The sequence below is a fragment of the Devosia sp. XK-2 genome (assembly GCF_037113415.1).
Classification (GTDB): Bacteria; Pseudomonadota; Alphaproteobacteria; order Rhizobiales; family Devosiaceae; genus Devosia.
This window is the reverse complement of sequence record NZ_CP146608.1, coordinates 26124-39827: the sequence shown is the minus strand read 5'-3', so window position 1 is coordinate 39827 and position 13704 is coordinate 26124. Positions and strand designations below refer to the sequence as shown.

The 13704-nt window shown below is 63.3% G+C and carries 12 protein-coding genes and 1 pseudogene; 5 read left to right on the top strand and 8 right to left on the bottom strand.

Annotated elements, in window-relative coordinates:
- Positions 1-123: 123 nt before the first annotated feature.
- The 3 genes from V8Z65_RS00190 to V8Z65_RS00180 form a co-directional block, all read right to left on the bottom strand.
- Entirely contained in the window at positions 124-1473 is a 1350-nt protein-coding gene (locus V8Z65_RS00190) for a sigma-54 dependent transcriptional regulator (protein WP_338721759.1), read from the bottom strand.
- A complete protein-coding gene (locus V8Z65_RS00185; protein ID WP_338721758.1) occupies positions 1470-3254 on the bottom strand; it encodes an ATP-binding protein in 1785 nt (594 codons plus the stop codon). The genes V8Z65_RS00190 and V8Z65_RS00185 overlap by 4 nt, the downstream gene beginning before the upstream one ends.
- Positions 3255-3351: 97 nt before the next feature.
- Positions 3352-4560: an MFS transporter gene (locus tag V8Z65_RS00180; protein WP_338721757.1), complete on the bottom strand. Its 1209-nt coding sequence runs from the start codon at positions 4558-4560 to the stop codon at positions 3352-3354.
- Positions 4561-5168: 608 nt separating this feature from the next.
- On the opposite strand from V8Z65_RS00180, the gene V8Z65_RS00175 reads away from it, so the two are divergent.
- The 3 genes from V8Z65_RS00175 to V8Z65_RS00165 all read left to right on the top strand — a co-directional run bounded on the left by V8Z65_RS00175 (position 5169) and on the right by V8Z65_RS00165 (position 8115).
- Positions 5169-6107 (top strand): ornithine cyclodeaminase family protein, encoded by a 939-nt coding sequence (locus V8Z65_RS00175; RefSeq protein WP_338721755.1) that lies wholly within the window; start codon positions 5169-5171, stop codon positions 6105-6107.
- Between the two features lie 28 nt (positions 6108-6135).
- On the top strand, positions 6136-6618 hold the full coding sequence (locus V8Z65_RS00170) for a hypothetical protein (RefSeq protein ID WP_338721754.1): 483 nt from the start codon (positions 6136-6138) through the stop codon (positions 6616-6618).
- A 216-nt stretch (positions 6619-6834) separates the two neighbouring features.
- Positions 6835-8115 carry an Hsp20 family protein gene (locus tag V8Z65_RS00165; RefSeq protein WP_338721753.1) on the top strand — a complete coding sequence of 427 codons (1281 nt, stop codon included), beginning with the start codon at positions 6835-6837 and terminating at the stop codon, positions 8113-8115.
- Here the strand turns inward: V8Z65_RS00165 and V8Z65_RS00160 are convergent.
- Positions 8108-8422, bottom strand: coding sequence for a host attachment protein (locus V8Z65_RS00160; protein WP_338724083.1), 315 nt, complete (start codon positions 8420-8422; stop codon positions 8108-8110). The genes V8Z65_RS00165 and V8Z65_RS00160 overlap by 8 nt on opposite strands.
- 315 nt (positions 8423-8737) lie before the next feature.
- On the opposite strand from V8Z65_RS00160, the gene V8Z65_RS00155 reads away from it, so the two are divergent.
- On the top strand, positions 8738-8935 hold the full coding sequence (locus V8Z65_RS00155; protein ID WP_338721752.1) for a hypothetical protein: 198 nt from the start codon (positions 8738-8740) through the stop codon (positions 8933-8935).
- Between the two features lie 129 nt (positions 8936-9064).
- Here the strand turns inward: V8Z65_RS00155 and V8Z65_RS00150 are convergent, their stop codons facing one another.
- Positions 9065-9403 carry a CBS domain-containing protein gene (locus tag V8Z65_RS00150; RefSeq protein WP_338721750.1) on the bottom strand — a complete coding sequence of 113 codons (339 nt, stop codon included), beginning with the start codon at positions 9401-9403 and terminating at the stop codon, positions 9065-9067.
- Between the two features lie 439 nt (positions 9404-9842).
- On the opposite strand from V8Z65_RS00150, the gene V8Z65_RS00145 reads away from it, so the two are divergent.
- Positions 9843-12515, top strand: a complete 2673-nt coding sequence (locus V8Z65_RS00145; RefSeq protein WP_338721749.1) for a bifunctional acetate--CoA ligase family protein/GNAT family N-acetyltransferase — start codon at positions 9843-9845, stop codon at positions 12513-12515.
- Positions 12516-12521: 6 nt separating this feature from the next.
- Here V8Z65_RS00145 and V8Z65_RS00140 read toward each other — a convergent pair whose 3' ends face one another.
- The 3 genes and pseudogenes from V8Z65_RS00140 to V8Z65_RS00130 form a co-directional block, all read right to left on the bottom strand.
- Positions 12522-12791: a hypothetical protein gene (locus V8Z65_RS00140; protein WP_338721747.1), complete on the bottom strand. Its 270-nt coding sequence runs from the start codon at positions 12789-12791 to the stop codon at positions 12522-12524.
- 260 nt (positions 12792-13051) lie between these two features.
- Positions 13052-13095: pseudogene (locus tag V8Z65_RS00135) on the bottom strand (hypothetical protein); the annotation flags it as partial.
- A gap of 186 nt (positions 13096-13281) precedes the next feature.
- Entirely contained in the window at positions 13282-13608 is a 327-nt protein-coding gene (locus tag V8Z65_RS00130) for a hypothetical protein (RefSeq protein ID WP_338721746.1), read from the bottom strand.
- Positions 13609-13704: the final 96 nt, after the last annotated feature.

The following is a 13704-nucleotide window of genomic DNA, read 5'->3' as shown; positions in this document are numbered from 1 at the left end:
TGAACAACCGCCAATTACGCCGCCGGCCCACAAAAAGTGACCAGCCGGTCCGGTTTTGGGTAGAAAAGGGTACATCGCCCATTTTGCATGGGTGGATTTGGGATCAAATCAGCGCCGCTGGCCTCAATCGTCCTCGTCTACGAACTGTTTTCGATCCAGCCCCAGCTTCTGCATTTTCTCGTAAAGCGATTTTCGCGACAGGCCCAAGGTCTGGTAAACCGCCTTTAATCGCCCACCCTGGGATTGCAGTTCGGCGGCAATCACCTGGCGCTCGAATTCCTGCACGCGCTCGCGCAGGCTGGCGCCGCCCGCCGCGATTTGCCGCTCTTCGGGGCCATCGATGCCAAGCACATAGCGTTCGGCGGCATTGCGCAATTCGCGCACATTGCCCGGCCAGGGCCGCAATTGCAGCTCGGCCAGATAGCGCGCCGAAAGCTTGGGGGCCGGCATGCGCAATTGGGTCGCCACGATCTGCACCAGATGCGCGAAAAGCTCGGGAATGTCCTCGGTCCTGTCGGCCAGCGAGGGCAGGCGAAGGGTGGCGATATTGAGCCGGTAGAGAAGATCCTTGCGGAACTTGTCCTCATCGGCCGCCCGTTCAAGATCAACGCTCGATGTCGCGATAAAGCGCGCCTTGAGCTCAATCGGTTCATGCGAGCCGAGCCGGGTCACCGCGCGCTCCTGCACGGCGCGCAGCAATTTTGCCTGCAGGTCGAGCGGCATATTCTCCACATCGTCGAGAAAGATGGTGCCATTGCGCGCATGCTCGAACTTGCCGACGCGCGCCCGCAAGGCGCCGGGAAAGGCCCCGACCTCATAGCCGAACAATTCGGCCTCCATCATCTGGGCGGGAATGGCCGCGCAATTGATCGCGACAAAGGGGCGGTCCTTGTCCGATGAGAGATCGTGTATGGCGCGCGCCGCCAGTTCCTTGCCGGTTCCGGTTTCCCCCACAATCAGCACATCGGCAGGCGTCGGGGCCACGGCGCGGATTTGCTTGCGGATGCTGAGCATGGCGCGCGACCGCCCGACAATGCGCGTTTCCAGATCATCGGAGCGATTGGCCACGCTCGAGCGCAATTGCCGGTTCTCCAGCGTGAGCTGGCGTTTTTCCATGGCCCGCGTGATGGAATCGAGCAGGCGTTCGACCGAGAAAGGCTTTTCAATGAAATCATAGGCTCCGTCGCGCATGGCATCGACGGCCATGTTGACATCGCCATGTCCAGTCAGCAGCAGCACCGGCAGGTCAGGATCAATGGCCATGGCCGCGCGCAAAAGCGCCATGCCGTCCATGCCCGGCATGCGGATATCGGTGACCAGAATGCCGTGCCAGGCGCGCGAAATATGGTTCAGAGCCTCTTCGGCATTGTCGGTGGTGCGGACCGGATAGCCCACCAGTTCCAGGGTCTGGCTGGTCGCGCGCCGCAGGTCTTCCTCGTCGTCGACCAGCAGAACCTCGATGTCGCTGCTCATTGGGCCGCCACCTGATCTTGTCCGGCGGCGTCGAGCCGCAGCACAAAGCAGGCTCCGCTGTCCTCGTCATTGCGCGCTTCGAGCGTGCCGCCAAAGTCCTTGACGATGTTAAAAGAAATGGACAGGCCCAGCCCGAGCCCCTGTCCCACGCCCTTGGTGGTGAAGAAGGGGTCGAAGATCTGCGGCAGCAGCTCGGCGGCGATGCCAGGCCCGGTATCGCGCACGCGTACCTGAACGATCCCGTTCTCTTCCGACACCGTAATAAAGATGGCCTGCATTTTCTGCGCGGCCATGGCGTCCAGCGCGTTGAGCACGAGATTGACGATCACCTGTTGCAGGCGCACCGGGCCGCCGCGCACCATGAGCCCGGGCGGTCCCAAATCCTTGGTAACCTGCACCTGCTCTTCGCGCAGCCGCGCCGCAACCACGATCAGGGCGTCCTCGATCACCTTGGCAATGCTTGTGGCGCCGAAAGTGGGATTGGGCTTGCGGGCGAAATTGCGCAAATGCCGGGAGATCTCGGCCATGCGATCGGTCAATTCGGAAATGCGCGTGAGATTGTCGGCGGCCTCGTTCACGCGGCCGCGCTGAAGATAGGTCAGCGCGTTCTGCGCATAGGTCTTGACCGCCGAGAGCGGCTGATTGATCTCATGGGAGAGCGCCGTGGACATCTGCCCCAGAGCGGCCATCTTACCGGTCTGAACCAGCTCGCTCTGCGTTTTGCGCAACAGGTCCACCGCCGCCTTGCGCTCGGTCACTTCATGGGCGAGCGAAGTATTGGTCTGCAACAATTCCCTCGTGCGGTCGCGCACGATGCGTTCGAGCCTGAGGGCAATGGCGCGCTGCGAGCGGGTCCGGCGAATAGCGGCAATGGAGCGGTTGATCACCATCTGCACCGCCAGGGCCAGGGCCAGCACCAGGCCAGCGGTCAGGCCGCCCCAGAACAGACCCGCCCAGCGGATCGGCGCGGCCCGTAAGAGCACCGTCAAGGTCCATTTGAGCGGCGGCAGCACGCGCGAGCGCGCCAGATAGTCCGTGGGTTCGTCCCGCGTCGGGTTCGCCGCGCCGCCACGCACCGGTTTGGAAAAATCGGGCCTGGGGCCCATGCGCCAGTCTGGCCGATTGGACATGATCACCCGCCCCAAGGCATCGGTGGCCAGGATGGGATTGTTGATCAGCGACCAGTTATCCTCAATGGTTTCAAGGTCCACATAGACCAAAACCGCCCCGATAATGGCGCTGTCCGCCCAGACCGCCGAGGCAAAGACATAGGCCCGGCGCCCGTCCTGCAATACGCGTTCATCGCGCCCCAGGCGCCCCTGCAATGCAGCCAGCATCAGGGGGCCATCAGGTGAAATCGCGTCGTCCACCGTGTCCGACGCGCGAGCAATGACCGCGCCGGAGGGGCGCAGGAAGACCACGTCCAGCGCGCCGGACAGGCCCGCGGCGGTCAGCGCCACCCGACGCATCGCGGCCTGGCTTTCCACATCGGGCGCAAAAAGCGTTTCGGTATCCGGCCGGTGCCCGAGCAGCACGGGCAGCATGCGATATTTGTCGAGCGCACCATTGAGCGCTTCGGCCTGCACATTGAGGCTTTCCTGGGCGGCGGCACCAAGACGCCCCGCTTCGAGGTCCGATGCCATCCGGCCCACCAGATAGGCGCCCGCGACACAGAGCGCCACGCCCACCACGGCATTGAGCGCAGTCAGGCGCACAAAGCGCGCCGTCACGGCCACGCCGTTCATCACGATTGAGCGGCCTTGGTCGTCCATGCCGGACATTGGCGCCTCATTGGCCCATTTGCCTCCCTTATTGCCTCCACCTCCAGTCCTAAACCAAGAGGGCCGGGGCTGAAAAGCATTGCCGGCTCCATGGACCTCATCCGGACGGCAGGTTGAGCGGCGGCAGGATATAGAGGCGTATGGCCAGCGCCAGGGCGATGACGAAGCCAGCGGCGGAAATGGCCACCACGCCCGGCCAGCCCCAATGGCTCCAGCCATAGCCGCCCAGCGTACCGATCAGGCTCGACCCGGCATAATAGGCCAGAAGGTAGATGGCGCTGCCCTGGGCCCGCGCCTGCTGGGCCCGCCGCGCCACCCAGGCACTGGCTATCGAATGGGCGCCAAAAAAGGAGAAGGTAAGAATGGCCATGCCCAGGACGATCAGCCAGAGCGGGGCCGCCAGCGTGACCGCCAAGCCCGCGATCATTACCACGATCAATGCCCAGAACACTTTGCGACGGCCCAGCCGCCCGGCCAGCGCGCCCATCCAGGCAGAGCCCACGGTCCCCACGAGATAGACGACGAAAACCAGCGCGATCTGGCTCTGCGCAAGGCTGTACGGCGCCTCGAGCAGCCGAAAACCAACGTAATTATAGATGGCGACAAAGCCACCCATCATCAGAAATGAGCACAAGAACAGAAGCGGCAGCGCCTTATCGGAAAACAATATGCGGACATTGTCGGCCAATTCGCGCGGCGACAGGACGCGACCGCGCGGCGTCTTTGGTGCGGGCAGCAGCAGCACGAACAGCACGGCATTGATCAGGATCAGCACCCCCAGCGCCGTCAATGCCGCGCGCCACCCCATCAGATCGGCCAGCGCGCCGATCATCAGGCGGCCCGACATGCCACCCAGGGCCGAGCCACCCACGAAGAGCCCCATGCCCAGGCCCAGCGCGTCATTGGACATTTCCTCGGCCAGATAGACCATGGCAATGGCCGGTACGCCGCATACGGCCAGGCCAAGCAGCGCCCGCGCACCCACCAGCGCCCCCCAGGCCGGGCTCGCCGGCACGGCCAGCACGAGAAGGGCCGTCAGCATCATTGTGGTCAGCATCAGCGCCTTGCGGTCAAAGCGATTGCCGAGCCAGCCCATCAGCACCAGGCTGATGGCCAGCGTCGCCGTGGTTGCCGACAGGGCAACCGAACTGCCCGCCGCGTCCAGCCCGAATTCGGCGGCAAAGATGGGCAGCAGGGGCTGGACCGAATAGACCGCCGCAAAAACCGAGAAGGCGGCGAGAAACAGGGCCGCCGAAGCTTGCCAATAGGCGCGCGAGCCGCGCTCTATTCTTGCCTGGTTTACCATCGCGCCAACGCCCTCGCCTATTGCCGCGCGGGCCCGGCGGCATAGTCCACAAGGCGCTCAAGCGATCCAAAAATGCCGGACCTGTCAATCCCGCCTTTGGCAGGGTGGCCCAGGCATCAGGGCTGCGGCACAGATTCCGAAAAAAGCATTGGTGCGGACGGCGGGACTCGAACCCGCATGGGGATACCCCCGACGGATTTTCATACCACTTCGGCTTTCACCGCCGCCCCAAAAGGCGTTCGTGGTCTGGACTATACCTTCACCCTAGCCATCGCCTTAGGTGCCGCCCGTCTAGTCTCTACACCTTCCGCAGCGCGCTGCGGCTTGGCTCGGGATTGGCAAGGCATAAGCCCCAGCTTTCCCCGAATTTGAGCGGTTCTACGTCCAGGATTTCTCCCGGCGCACTCAAGTTGTCTAAGTCCGTTGTGTCTACCGATTCCACCACGTCCGCACTGCGCGGGCTGTAACACGGGGCACGTCCATTGCCAATGTTCCCGCCCCCCAGAACAGTAACTGCCGATGCCGGCGCGGCCAAATGCCAGCCCAGCCGAGAGACAGCGCGGGGCCAGAAAGGTTTGCAGCTCCGCGCGTGCGGGTTAGTGTGAGGCATGGTGCACATTCTGAACGACAAAGATCTGGACGCGCCGAACCTGATGCCTATCGCCATAAATGCGGTCGAAGGGGCTCTGATGGGCAAGGCAACAGGTCGGCTTGTCTCTCCGCCGCGTCACAACGTGAGGTTCGGGGACTTTGGTGATCTGGTGTTTACGGTAGGCGGCACAACCGGAACTGCGCCCACCGCTGGTTTCCGGGTCTATGATACCTTTGCGGGTAACGATCATACGCAGTTGGTTGCCGTATGGTCCGCCTCGACCGCCAAACTCTTGGGCATCATCCTTGGTACACGGCTCGGTGAAATCAGAACCGGCGCCATAGGTGGCGTGGCCATCCGCCAAATGAGCCGAGCTGACGCAAAAAGGGTCGGTATTGTCGGAAGCGGGATGCAGGCGAGGACGCAGTTGGAGGCCGCCGCGTCTGTGCGCAAGGTTGAGGAAGCGTTCGTCTTCAGTCGCAGCGCGGCAAACCGCAAGGCTTTTGCTTTGGAAATGACAGCAAGGATCGGCTTTCCGGTGCGGGCCGTGGACAAGCCTGAAGATGCTGTCCGGGAGATGGACATAGTCATTTGCGCCACAACAAGCTCCAGACCAGTCCTGGACGCGGCGTGGCTGGCGCGCGGAACCCATGTGGACACCGTAGGTCCGAAATTTATCGATGATCATGAACTGGGTACGGATGTAGCGGATCGGGCGGCGCTCATCGCCACGGATTCGCCTGAGCAAGTAGGGGCCTACCCGCGGCCGTTCTTTCTCGCGGGGTCGTCCAGTCTCGACCGCATGCTGGACCTGGCCGAAATCGTGCAGGGGGGGCTGCCTGAGCGGCGCAAGCCAGACGATATTACACTTTTCTGTTCCGCGGGGCTTGCCGGCACGGAGGTCATTGTAGCGTCCCAAATTCTGGCGCAGGCCATATCCCAAGCTGCTTGGTAAGAGGTGGTTCAATGCCGGTGGACCTTCCATGAAAGCCGATGTCTTCGACCTGTCGCGTTCACCGCTTCCCCTTCCTCCGGCCTTCTGGAACGTCAAGTATAGTGGCCGGAACTACCCGGGGTCGCCGAGCGCATCCGGCCTGGTTGGCGGTGCCAATTGCCAACAATATGCCTATTGCGTCCTGCGGCATTTCGGGTTCGAAATTCCGGACTTTCGGTCCAGCGAGCTTTGGGACGACCAGGCATTTACGTCTGTCGCGGCCTCCATGGAGCAATTCAATCTCGTGCTCCTGAACAACATCAGGGATAGCTATGGCGCTCATGTGGGCCTCTGTGTGGACCGGCACTTGGTGCTCCACCTTTCCAGGGCGCTAGGGGCGCCGGCCATCGAGACGCTGGAACAGCTGCAAAGCCGCCAAGCATACCAGCATCTGATAGGCTTCAAGAAGGTCGCTCGGCGCCCGATTGCGTCGTCGGACCAAACCGAGACAATCGCCAAGACGGCTTCATAGCCAGTCGCTTACCTCATCAAGGTCTTTGCGGTTCGGAATGTGTCGCGCGCCATGCAACCAGTTCTGTGGAATTCGCCATCGACAGCGAAACCGTCCCGCCAGAGCTCCTGCAAGCGGTTTGGTGCTGGGCGACTTGCTGCACTCTTGACCATCGTCAATTTCACCGCGCCCGGCCCCGACCATCGTGCTCGCAAACCCTAACTGGAGGACCTGACCATGGCCGATACAACCACAAAGCTCCCTATCCGTAAGGAAGGCGTCGCTCCGGCGCGCCCTGAAGCGACCGCCTGGCGGCCCTTCGAGGCTCTGCGTCAGGAGGTCGATCGCCTCTTCGATGATCTCTATGGCAATGACTGGCTGCATCCTTTCCGTGCCCCGGGCCGGTCCTCGGCCATGGTGCGGAGTTTCGGATGGTCGGCGCCGGCCGTCGATATCATCGAACGGGAAAAAGCCTTTGAAATCACCGCCGAGTTCCCCGGTCTCGATGAAAAGAGCATCGAGGTGGTGCTGCGCAATGGCAATATTGCCATCAAGGGTGAAAAGCGGGACGAGAAGGAGGAAAAGTCTGGTGACTATTATCCGCGCGAACGCCGGTTCGGTTCGTTTGAACGCAGCTTCGCCCTGCCCGACGGCGTGGCCGCCGACAAGATCGAGGCCCGCTTCAATAAGGGCGTGCTGACCGTCACGCTCCGCAAAAGCGCGAGCAGAAGATTACCGTCAAGGCGGCGTGACCTGAACCGAGGCCGGCAGCGTGCAAGGCCGCTCCGGCCTCATATGTCTGGCGCTGGCAGGGATTTTACTGTCCAATCCAGAGGACCGATTTCAGGAACCATGCCCATGGGGTTCAAGAACCGAACAGAAGCCGGGCAGAGGCTTGCAACCGCCCTGCTCTCCTATCGGGACCAGAGCCCTCTGGTTCTCGCCTTGCCCCGGGGCGGTGTTCCTGTGGCGGCCCCGGTTGCCGAAGCGCTGGGCGCCCCGCTGAATCTCCTGCTGGTCCGCAAAATTGGCGTGCCCGGCCATGTGGAGCTGGCGGCCGGCGCCATTGTCGATGATCCCGATCCCATTGTGGTGCGAAACGAAGAGGTTATTGCTCACGCGCAAATCTCCGAGGCCACGTTCGACCGCATCAAGCAGGACGAAACAAATGAGATCGACCGGCGCCGGGCGCGCTATCTCGGCGACCGGCCGCCGCCCCAAATCGAAGGAAAAACTGTGATCGTGGTCGATGACGGCGTGGCCACGGGTGCGACAATGCGGGCGGCCCTGCGCGCGCTGCGCCGCAGAAAGCCGCGCCGCCTCGTGCTGGCAGTGCCAGTGGGCCAGACCCAGACAATGGCGGCACTCGGGCCAGAGGCCGATGATGTGGTTTGCCTTGAAACGCACCAGGCATTTGGCGGCGTCGGCGCTTTCTACGCCGACTTCCGTCAATTATCCGATGCTGATGTGACGAGCATTCTAGACCGTTTCCATCCGGCACGCGGGCCGATCAAGTGAGCTGGCGCATGGCGGCAAGCTGTTTCTCGATTTCGGGAACCGGGTGATTGACCAGGTCCTTGGCGATCTCGGCCGCAAGGGCCGCCCGCGTCGCCTCGCCCAGTTCCTGTCTCAATATGCCCAATGCGCGCGGGGGAGCGACCAGGCTGAGCCGGGGTGGACGTCGCTGGGCCACAGCCTGCTCCAGGACTTGAGCCACTTTCGCCAGAAAGTCGACCTCGGCCGCCTCGTGCCAATCAGTCTGCTCAGCCCCGCTCCGTGAGCCATCCATGCTGTCATAGACGCGGGTGGGACGGTCGGCCCCCAGACCCCGGGTCGGTGGGTGAGGTTCCTCCCTGATGTCGAGCGGCTGAGATTGAGCGCCTGGGCATCGCCCGCATTCTCGAAGAGCAGCGCCTTGGCGCCGTCGCAGACCAGAATGAGAGATTGGCTTGGAAACAGGGTTCGGTTCATCGTCGCACCTTCATTGTGAAAGCCCAGCCTAGGCCGAATGAATGAGTGGCAATTGGATCGCGATCAAATTGGCGGGCGGTTTTCGGCCGGGCGATTGACCATGATCAAAGTCCGTTGCCGTCAATGAGGCAAAGTTCCGCGCAACAGTCCTCTCGGCAGGGAGACCGATATGAAATCCCAGATGCAGGCCATCAACCGGCAGTGGCACGAGGAGCACAAAATGCCGCCCAATGCGCGAATGGACGAGCGCATCGATTGGCATATGGCTCACGCCGCCCAGTGCGGATGCCGGCCCATTCCTCCCAGCGTCCTCAAGGCCATGGAGCAGCGCGGCCTTCTGGTCCCCACCCCGCGCAGCCTGCGATGACCGCCCGGGGCGGCGGGCAATAGCCGGCGCAAGGTCGCGCTTGGCCGCGGCCCGGCGTCCGGGGGCTCAGGCGTGCGGCATGGCCACGGCCTGAACCAGTTCGCCTGAGAGTTCGCAGCTGGCGTGATGCTAAATGTCGGACAGGGACAGCATGCCGACGAGGCGTTTCTTGTCGTCGATGACCGGAAGACGCCGGATTTTCTTGTCTTCCATCAGGTGGACCGCATCTTCGACCGACTGGTCGGTGCGGCAGAAGACAATGCCGGCGATCATGACGTTTCGGGCCGTCTGGCGCTTGGGATCGGTGCCATTGGGCAGCAATCTCATTGCCAGATCCCGATCGGTGATCATGCCCACCAGCCGGTCGTTCTCGCAGACAGGTACCGCGCCGATATCGTCCTTCTTCATCAGCGCCGTGATCTCGCCGACCGGCATGTCTGCCGGCACGCAATTGGCACCCTTGTGCATGGCCTGTTCTACTTGCGTGGCTCCACTCCTTCCAAAGCAAAGGCAGACACGAGCATAGTCCCGCAGCCAGCCCCCTGATTTGACCAGCGTCAAGAGCGGCGATGACCCGCGGTAAGGCTTGCCGGGCGGGCCCGGCGCAATGCCATCAGCCTTGAACAGTCCTTCGAGGATTCGCTGCGGCGGCAACCCTTGCTGACCGTCGGTGTCGCCGCGGCCATCGGCCTTCTCCTGTCACTGGCGCTGGGCCGGCAATAGCCGGTTCACCCTTGACGATCTGCACCATCGCCCCGGCCCCGGCCGGGGCGATTGCTTGCCGACGACCAAGAGCGCAGGGTGACGCCATTGACCGACAAAAGGCGCGGACCTTTGCGTCAGGTCAAGGCGGGCGGACCCCGCACGGCTAAAACGAGGCGACATAAGCTGCAGGAAGAGATCTGACATGACTATTCGCCACCTGGACCGGGCCTTTGCTCCCCAATCGGTCGCCCTTATCGGCGCTTCCGAACGTCCCGGCAGCCTTGGAATGCTGGTCATGGCCAATATCCTGGCGGGCGGCTTCAAGGGCGAGGTCTATGCGGTCAATCCGAAATATCGGCGCCTCTCGGGCCGGCCCTGCTTTGCCAGCGTCACGGACCTGCCGGCCGTGCCCGATCTTTGCATCATCGCCACGCCGCCATCCACCATACCGGCCATTATTGACGAGATCGGCCAGGCTGGCGGACGCGCCGCCGTCATCATCACTGCCGGCATGGGGGAGAAGGGTAATCTCAAGCAGCGCATGCTGGAGGCGGCCAGCCGGCATGGCCTGCGCATCATCGGTCCGAACACGATTGGCCTGCTGGCCCCTCGTCTGGGACTGAATGCCAGCTTTTCCCATCTCAACGCCCGGCCCGGCTCGCTGGCGCTCCTGTCGCAATCGGGCGCCATCGTTTCATCCGTCATCGATTGGGCGGAGGCCGAGGGCGTCGGCTTTTCGCAGATCGTCTCGCTCGGAGACATGGCCGATGTGGATGTGGGCGATTGCCTCAACATGCTGGCGCTCGATCCGAATTGTTCGGCTATTCTGATGTATCTCGAATCCGTTCCGGACGGCCGCAAATTCATGTCCGCAGCGCGGGCTGCGGCGCGGCTCAAGCCAGTGATCGCGGTGAAGCCCGGCCGTCACGCCGAAGCCGCGCGGGCGGCCCAGACCCATACCGGGGCCCTGGCCGGCGCCGATGCCGTGGTCGAGGCCGCCCTGCGCCGGGCGGGCATTATCCGGGTCAACGATCTGGAGGACCTGTTCTCGGCGGCCGAGATCACCGCCCGTTTCAGACCCATGGCGCAGGCCCGAGTCGCCATTGTGACCAATGGCGGCGGCGCGGGTGTGTTGGCCGTCGATCACCTGCTCGATCACAATTGCCGGTTGGCGGAACTCTCGCCCAAGACTATCGCCGCGCTGGACAAGGTCCTGCCACCGACCTGGTCGCGCGCCAATCCGGTCGACATCATCGGCGACGCGCCGCCCCAGCGCTATGTGGATGCGGTACAGGCAGTCGCAGCCGACGATCATGTCGATGCGCTGCTGGTGATGAATTGTCCCACGGCCCTGGCCGAGCCATTGGCCGCTGCGCAGGCCGTGGCGGCCATTGCAGACAAGGGCTATGTCAATGGCAAGCCAGTGCTTGCAACCTGGCTGGGGGAATTTGCCGCCACACCGGCCCGCAAGGCGCTCAATGCCGCCGGCATAGCGAGCCTGGATACGCCCAAAAAGGCGGCCGAGGGCCTGAACCTGCTGCTGCGCTGGCGCCAGCTTGGCGTGCAATTGCAGCGGGTGCCGGAAACCTATGAAACCCTGCATGTCGACAAGGGCGCTGCCGGACAGGTGCTCGACGCGGCCATGGGCAAAGGCCGCTCCATGCTGACCGAACCGGAGGCCAAGGCGGTCCTTGCGGCCTATGGCATCGCCGTGCCGCGCACCATCATGGCCGTCGAGCCCGGCGCGGTCATGGCCGCCGCTGCGGACCTGCTCAGCCAGCACGACAAGATCGCGGTCAAAATGGTGTCCGGAACGCTGACCCACAAATCCGATCTGGGCGGCGTCGTCCTCGATATCGATAGTGCCGCGGACGCCGAAGCGGCCGCCAGAGCCATTGCCGCCCGTCTGGAAGCCAGGAACCTCAAGGCCGAGCTCGAGGGTTTCGCCGTCCAGCCGATGATAGCGCGCCCCAAGGCGCAGGAATTGATCATCGGGGTGGCCAGCGATCCCGTCTTCGGTCCCGTCCTGATGTTCGGCGCCGGCGGCACCGCGGTTGAAGTCGTGCGCGACACCACCATGGAATTGCTGCCGGTTGACGATGTCCTTGCCGATGACATGATAGGGCGCACGCGGATCAGCAGATTGCTGGCCGGCTATCGCGACCGGCCCGCCGTCGAGCGCAGCCTTGTCATCCAGGCTATCAAGGCCGTCTCCCAGCTTGTGATCGACTTTCCGCAGATCAAGGCACTCGACATCAACCCGCTGCTCGCCGATGAGAACGGCGTCGTGGCCCTGGACGCGCGGATCGAGGTGGACCTGTCGCGCAACGGAATGGTTGCGCCCAATCCCGCGCTCGTCATCCGACCCTATCCGTCGGGCTGGAACAGCACCCTGACCACCAATGGCCAGCACTATGATGTCCGCCCGATCCGCCCTGTCGATGCGGCGCTCTATCCCGCCTTCCTGTCGCGCGTGACGCCCGAGGATCTGCGCCAGCGCTTCCTGACCACGCTGCCCGAGCTGTCGCATGAGACCCTGGTGCGCCTGACCCAGCTCGACTACGACCGGGACATCGCCTTTGTGGCCCTCGAGCATTCCAATGGCGATCTTGCCGGTATTGTCCGCTATGCGGCCGATCCCGACCGCCGGCGGGCCGAGTTCGGACTTCTGATACGCAGCGATCTGCAGGGCCAGGGGCTGGGCGAAGGATTGCTGGGCCGGCTGATCGATTATGCCAGGAGCCAGGGGATCGGCGAGCTTTTCGGCGTTGTCCTGCGCGACAACCGGGGCATGCTGGCGCTTTGCGCAAAGCTCGGCTTCACCTTCGAGACGGTGCCGGCCTCCGAACCGGCACGGGTGCGCCTGCCGCTCTGATGCCCCTCACCGCCCAGGCGCCGATTGCGCCATGGTCCGGCATTGACCGGGCCTTGCCTTGCTTGCCTTTGGGGGCCGGTCCGGCATGGTCGCCGGCACAAGCATGCGCTCTATCCGGCCGGGCGTAACGATACCGAGGTCATCGAGCGCGCGCAGCACGGCCTCGGGCGTGGGGCGGCAGGCGCACACGGCTTCGTGCCGCAAATGCCAGCCCAGAAAAGCCGATCGCGGATAGATGGGGACCGGATTGTCCTTATGCCATTGCGCATTGGTCATGACGCCCTCCTCAGGAATATCCTGCGATTGTCTGCGCCCGGGCTGGAGCACCCATGGCGTTCCAGCAAGCAATCCGGCATTGCGAGATGCGCAGATGATCCTCCACCTGCCTGACGCCGGGCGCGGCTCAGGCGTTTCACTTGATCAGGTCGGCGGCGCGGGCAGCCAGAATATCGTCGGCCATATATTTCTCACCGGGAAACCGGACTTCGATTTCCTCGGCATAGCCGCGTACGCCCTTGGTCCGGCCCACGATCTCCTCGATCCTGGTTTTCTGGGCATAGCTGGGGACATGGCCCGACAGCGTTACAATGCCATTTCCACCGTGACACCGATATCGGCCGCATCGACGCTCGGCTCGAAATCCAGCTCGTCCTCGATGAGCTCTCTAAGACCTATATCATCCATTTTCCGTCTCCTGCTCTGTGGCGCCACACACCATGCAAGACCCTAATGGGGACCACCAATGGCCACTTTGACGATGGTCGATTCAGCTAGTTTGCCCTGCGGCGGCTGAGTTCGAGCAGGCCATCAAGATCGAGTATTTCGACCGAATGGGTGTCGGGGGCGTGGTCATGCCAGCAAACCGTTCCTTCAGCCTGGCCTTGCGCTGGGCGGTTCGCTCCGGCCCCTCGACGATCAGGGTCTGCAGCACGTCGGCGTAATGCGCTTCGGGCATGGCCACGATCTCGGGTTCGACATGCACAAGCAGCCCGGTGAGATGGGCATCGAACAGGCCCGCCAGCATTTCGGCGCAGTCCAGCCGATATTGGTCCTCGCTCGATCCGGTGAGGTGAACAACAATATCCTTGATCATGATCGGCCTCCTCTGGGCGCTTTGGCCGAAGCTTTCGCCACCGACGTCAACTTGGCATCGCTATTCGGCCTCCGGTTTGATCCCCGTCAATTTGCC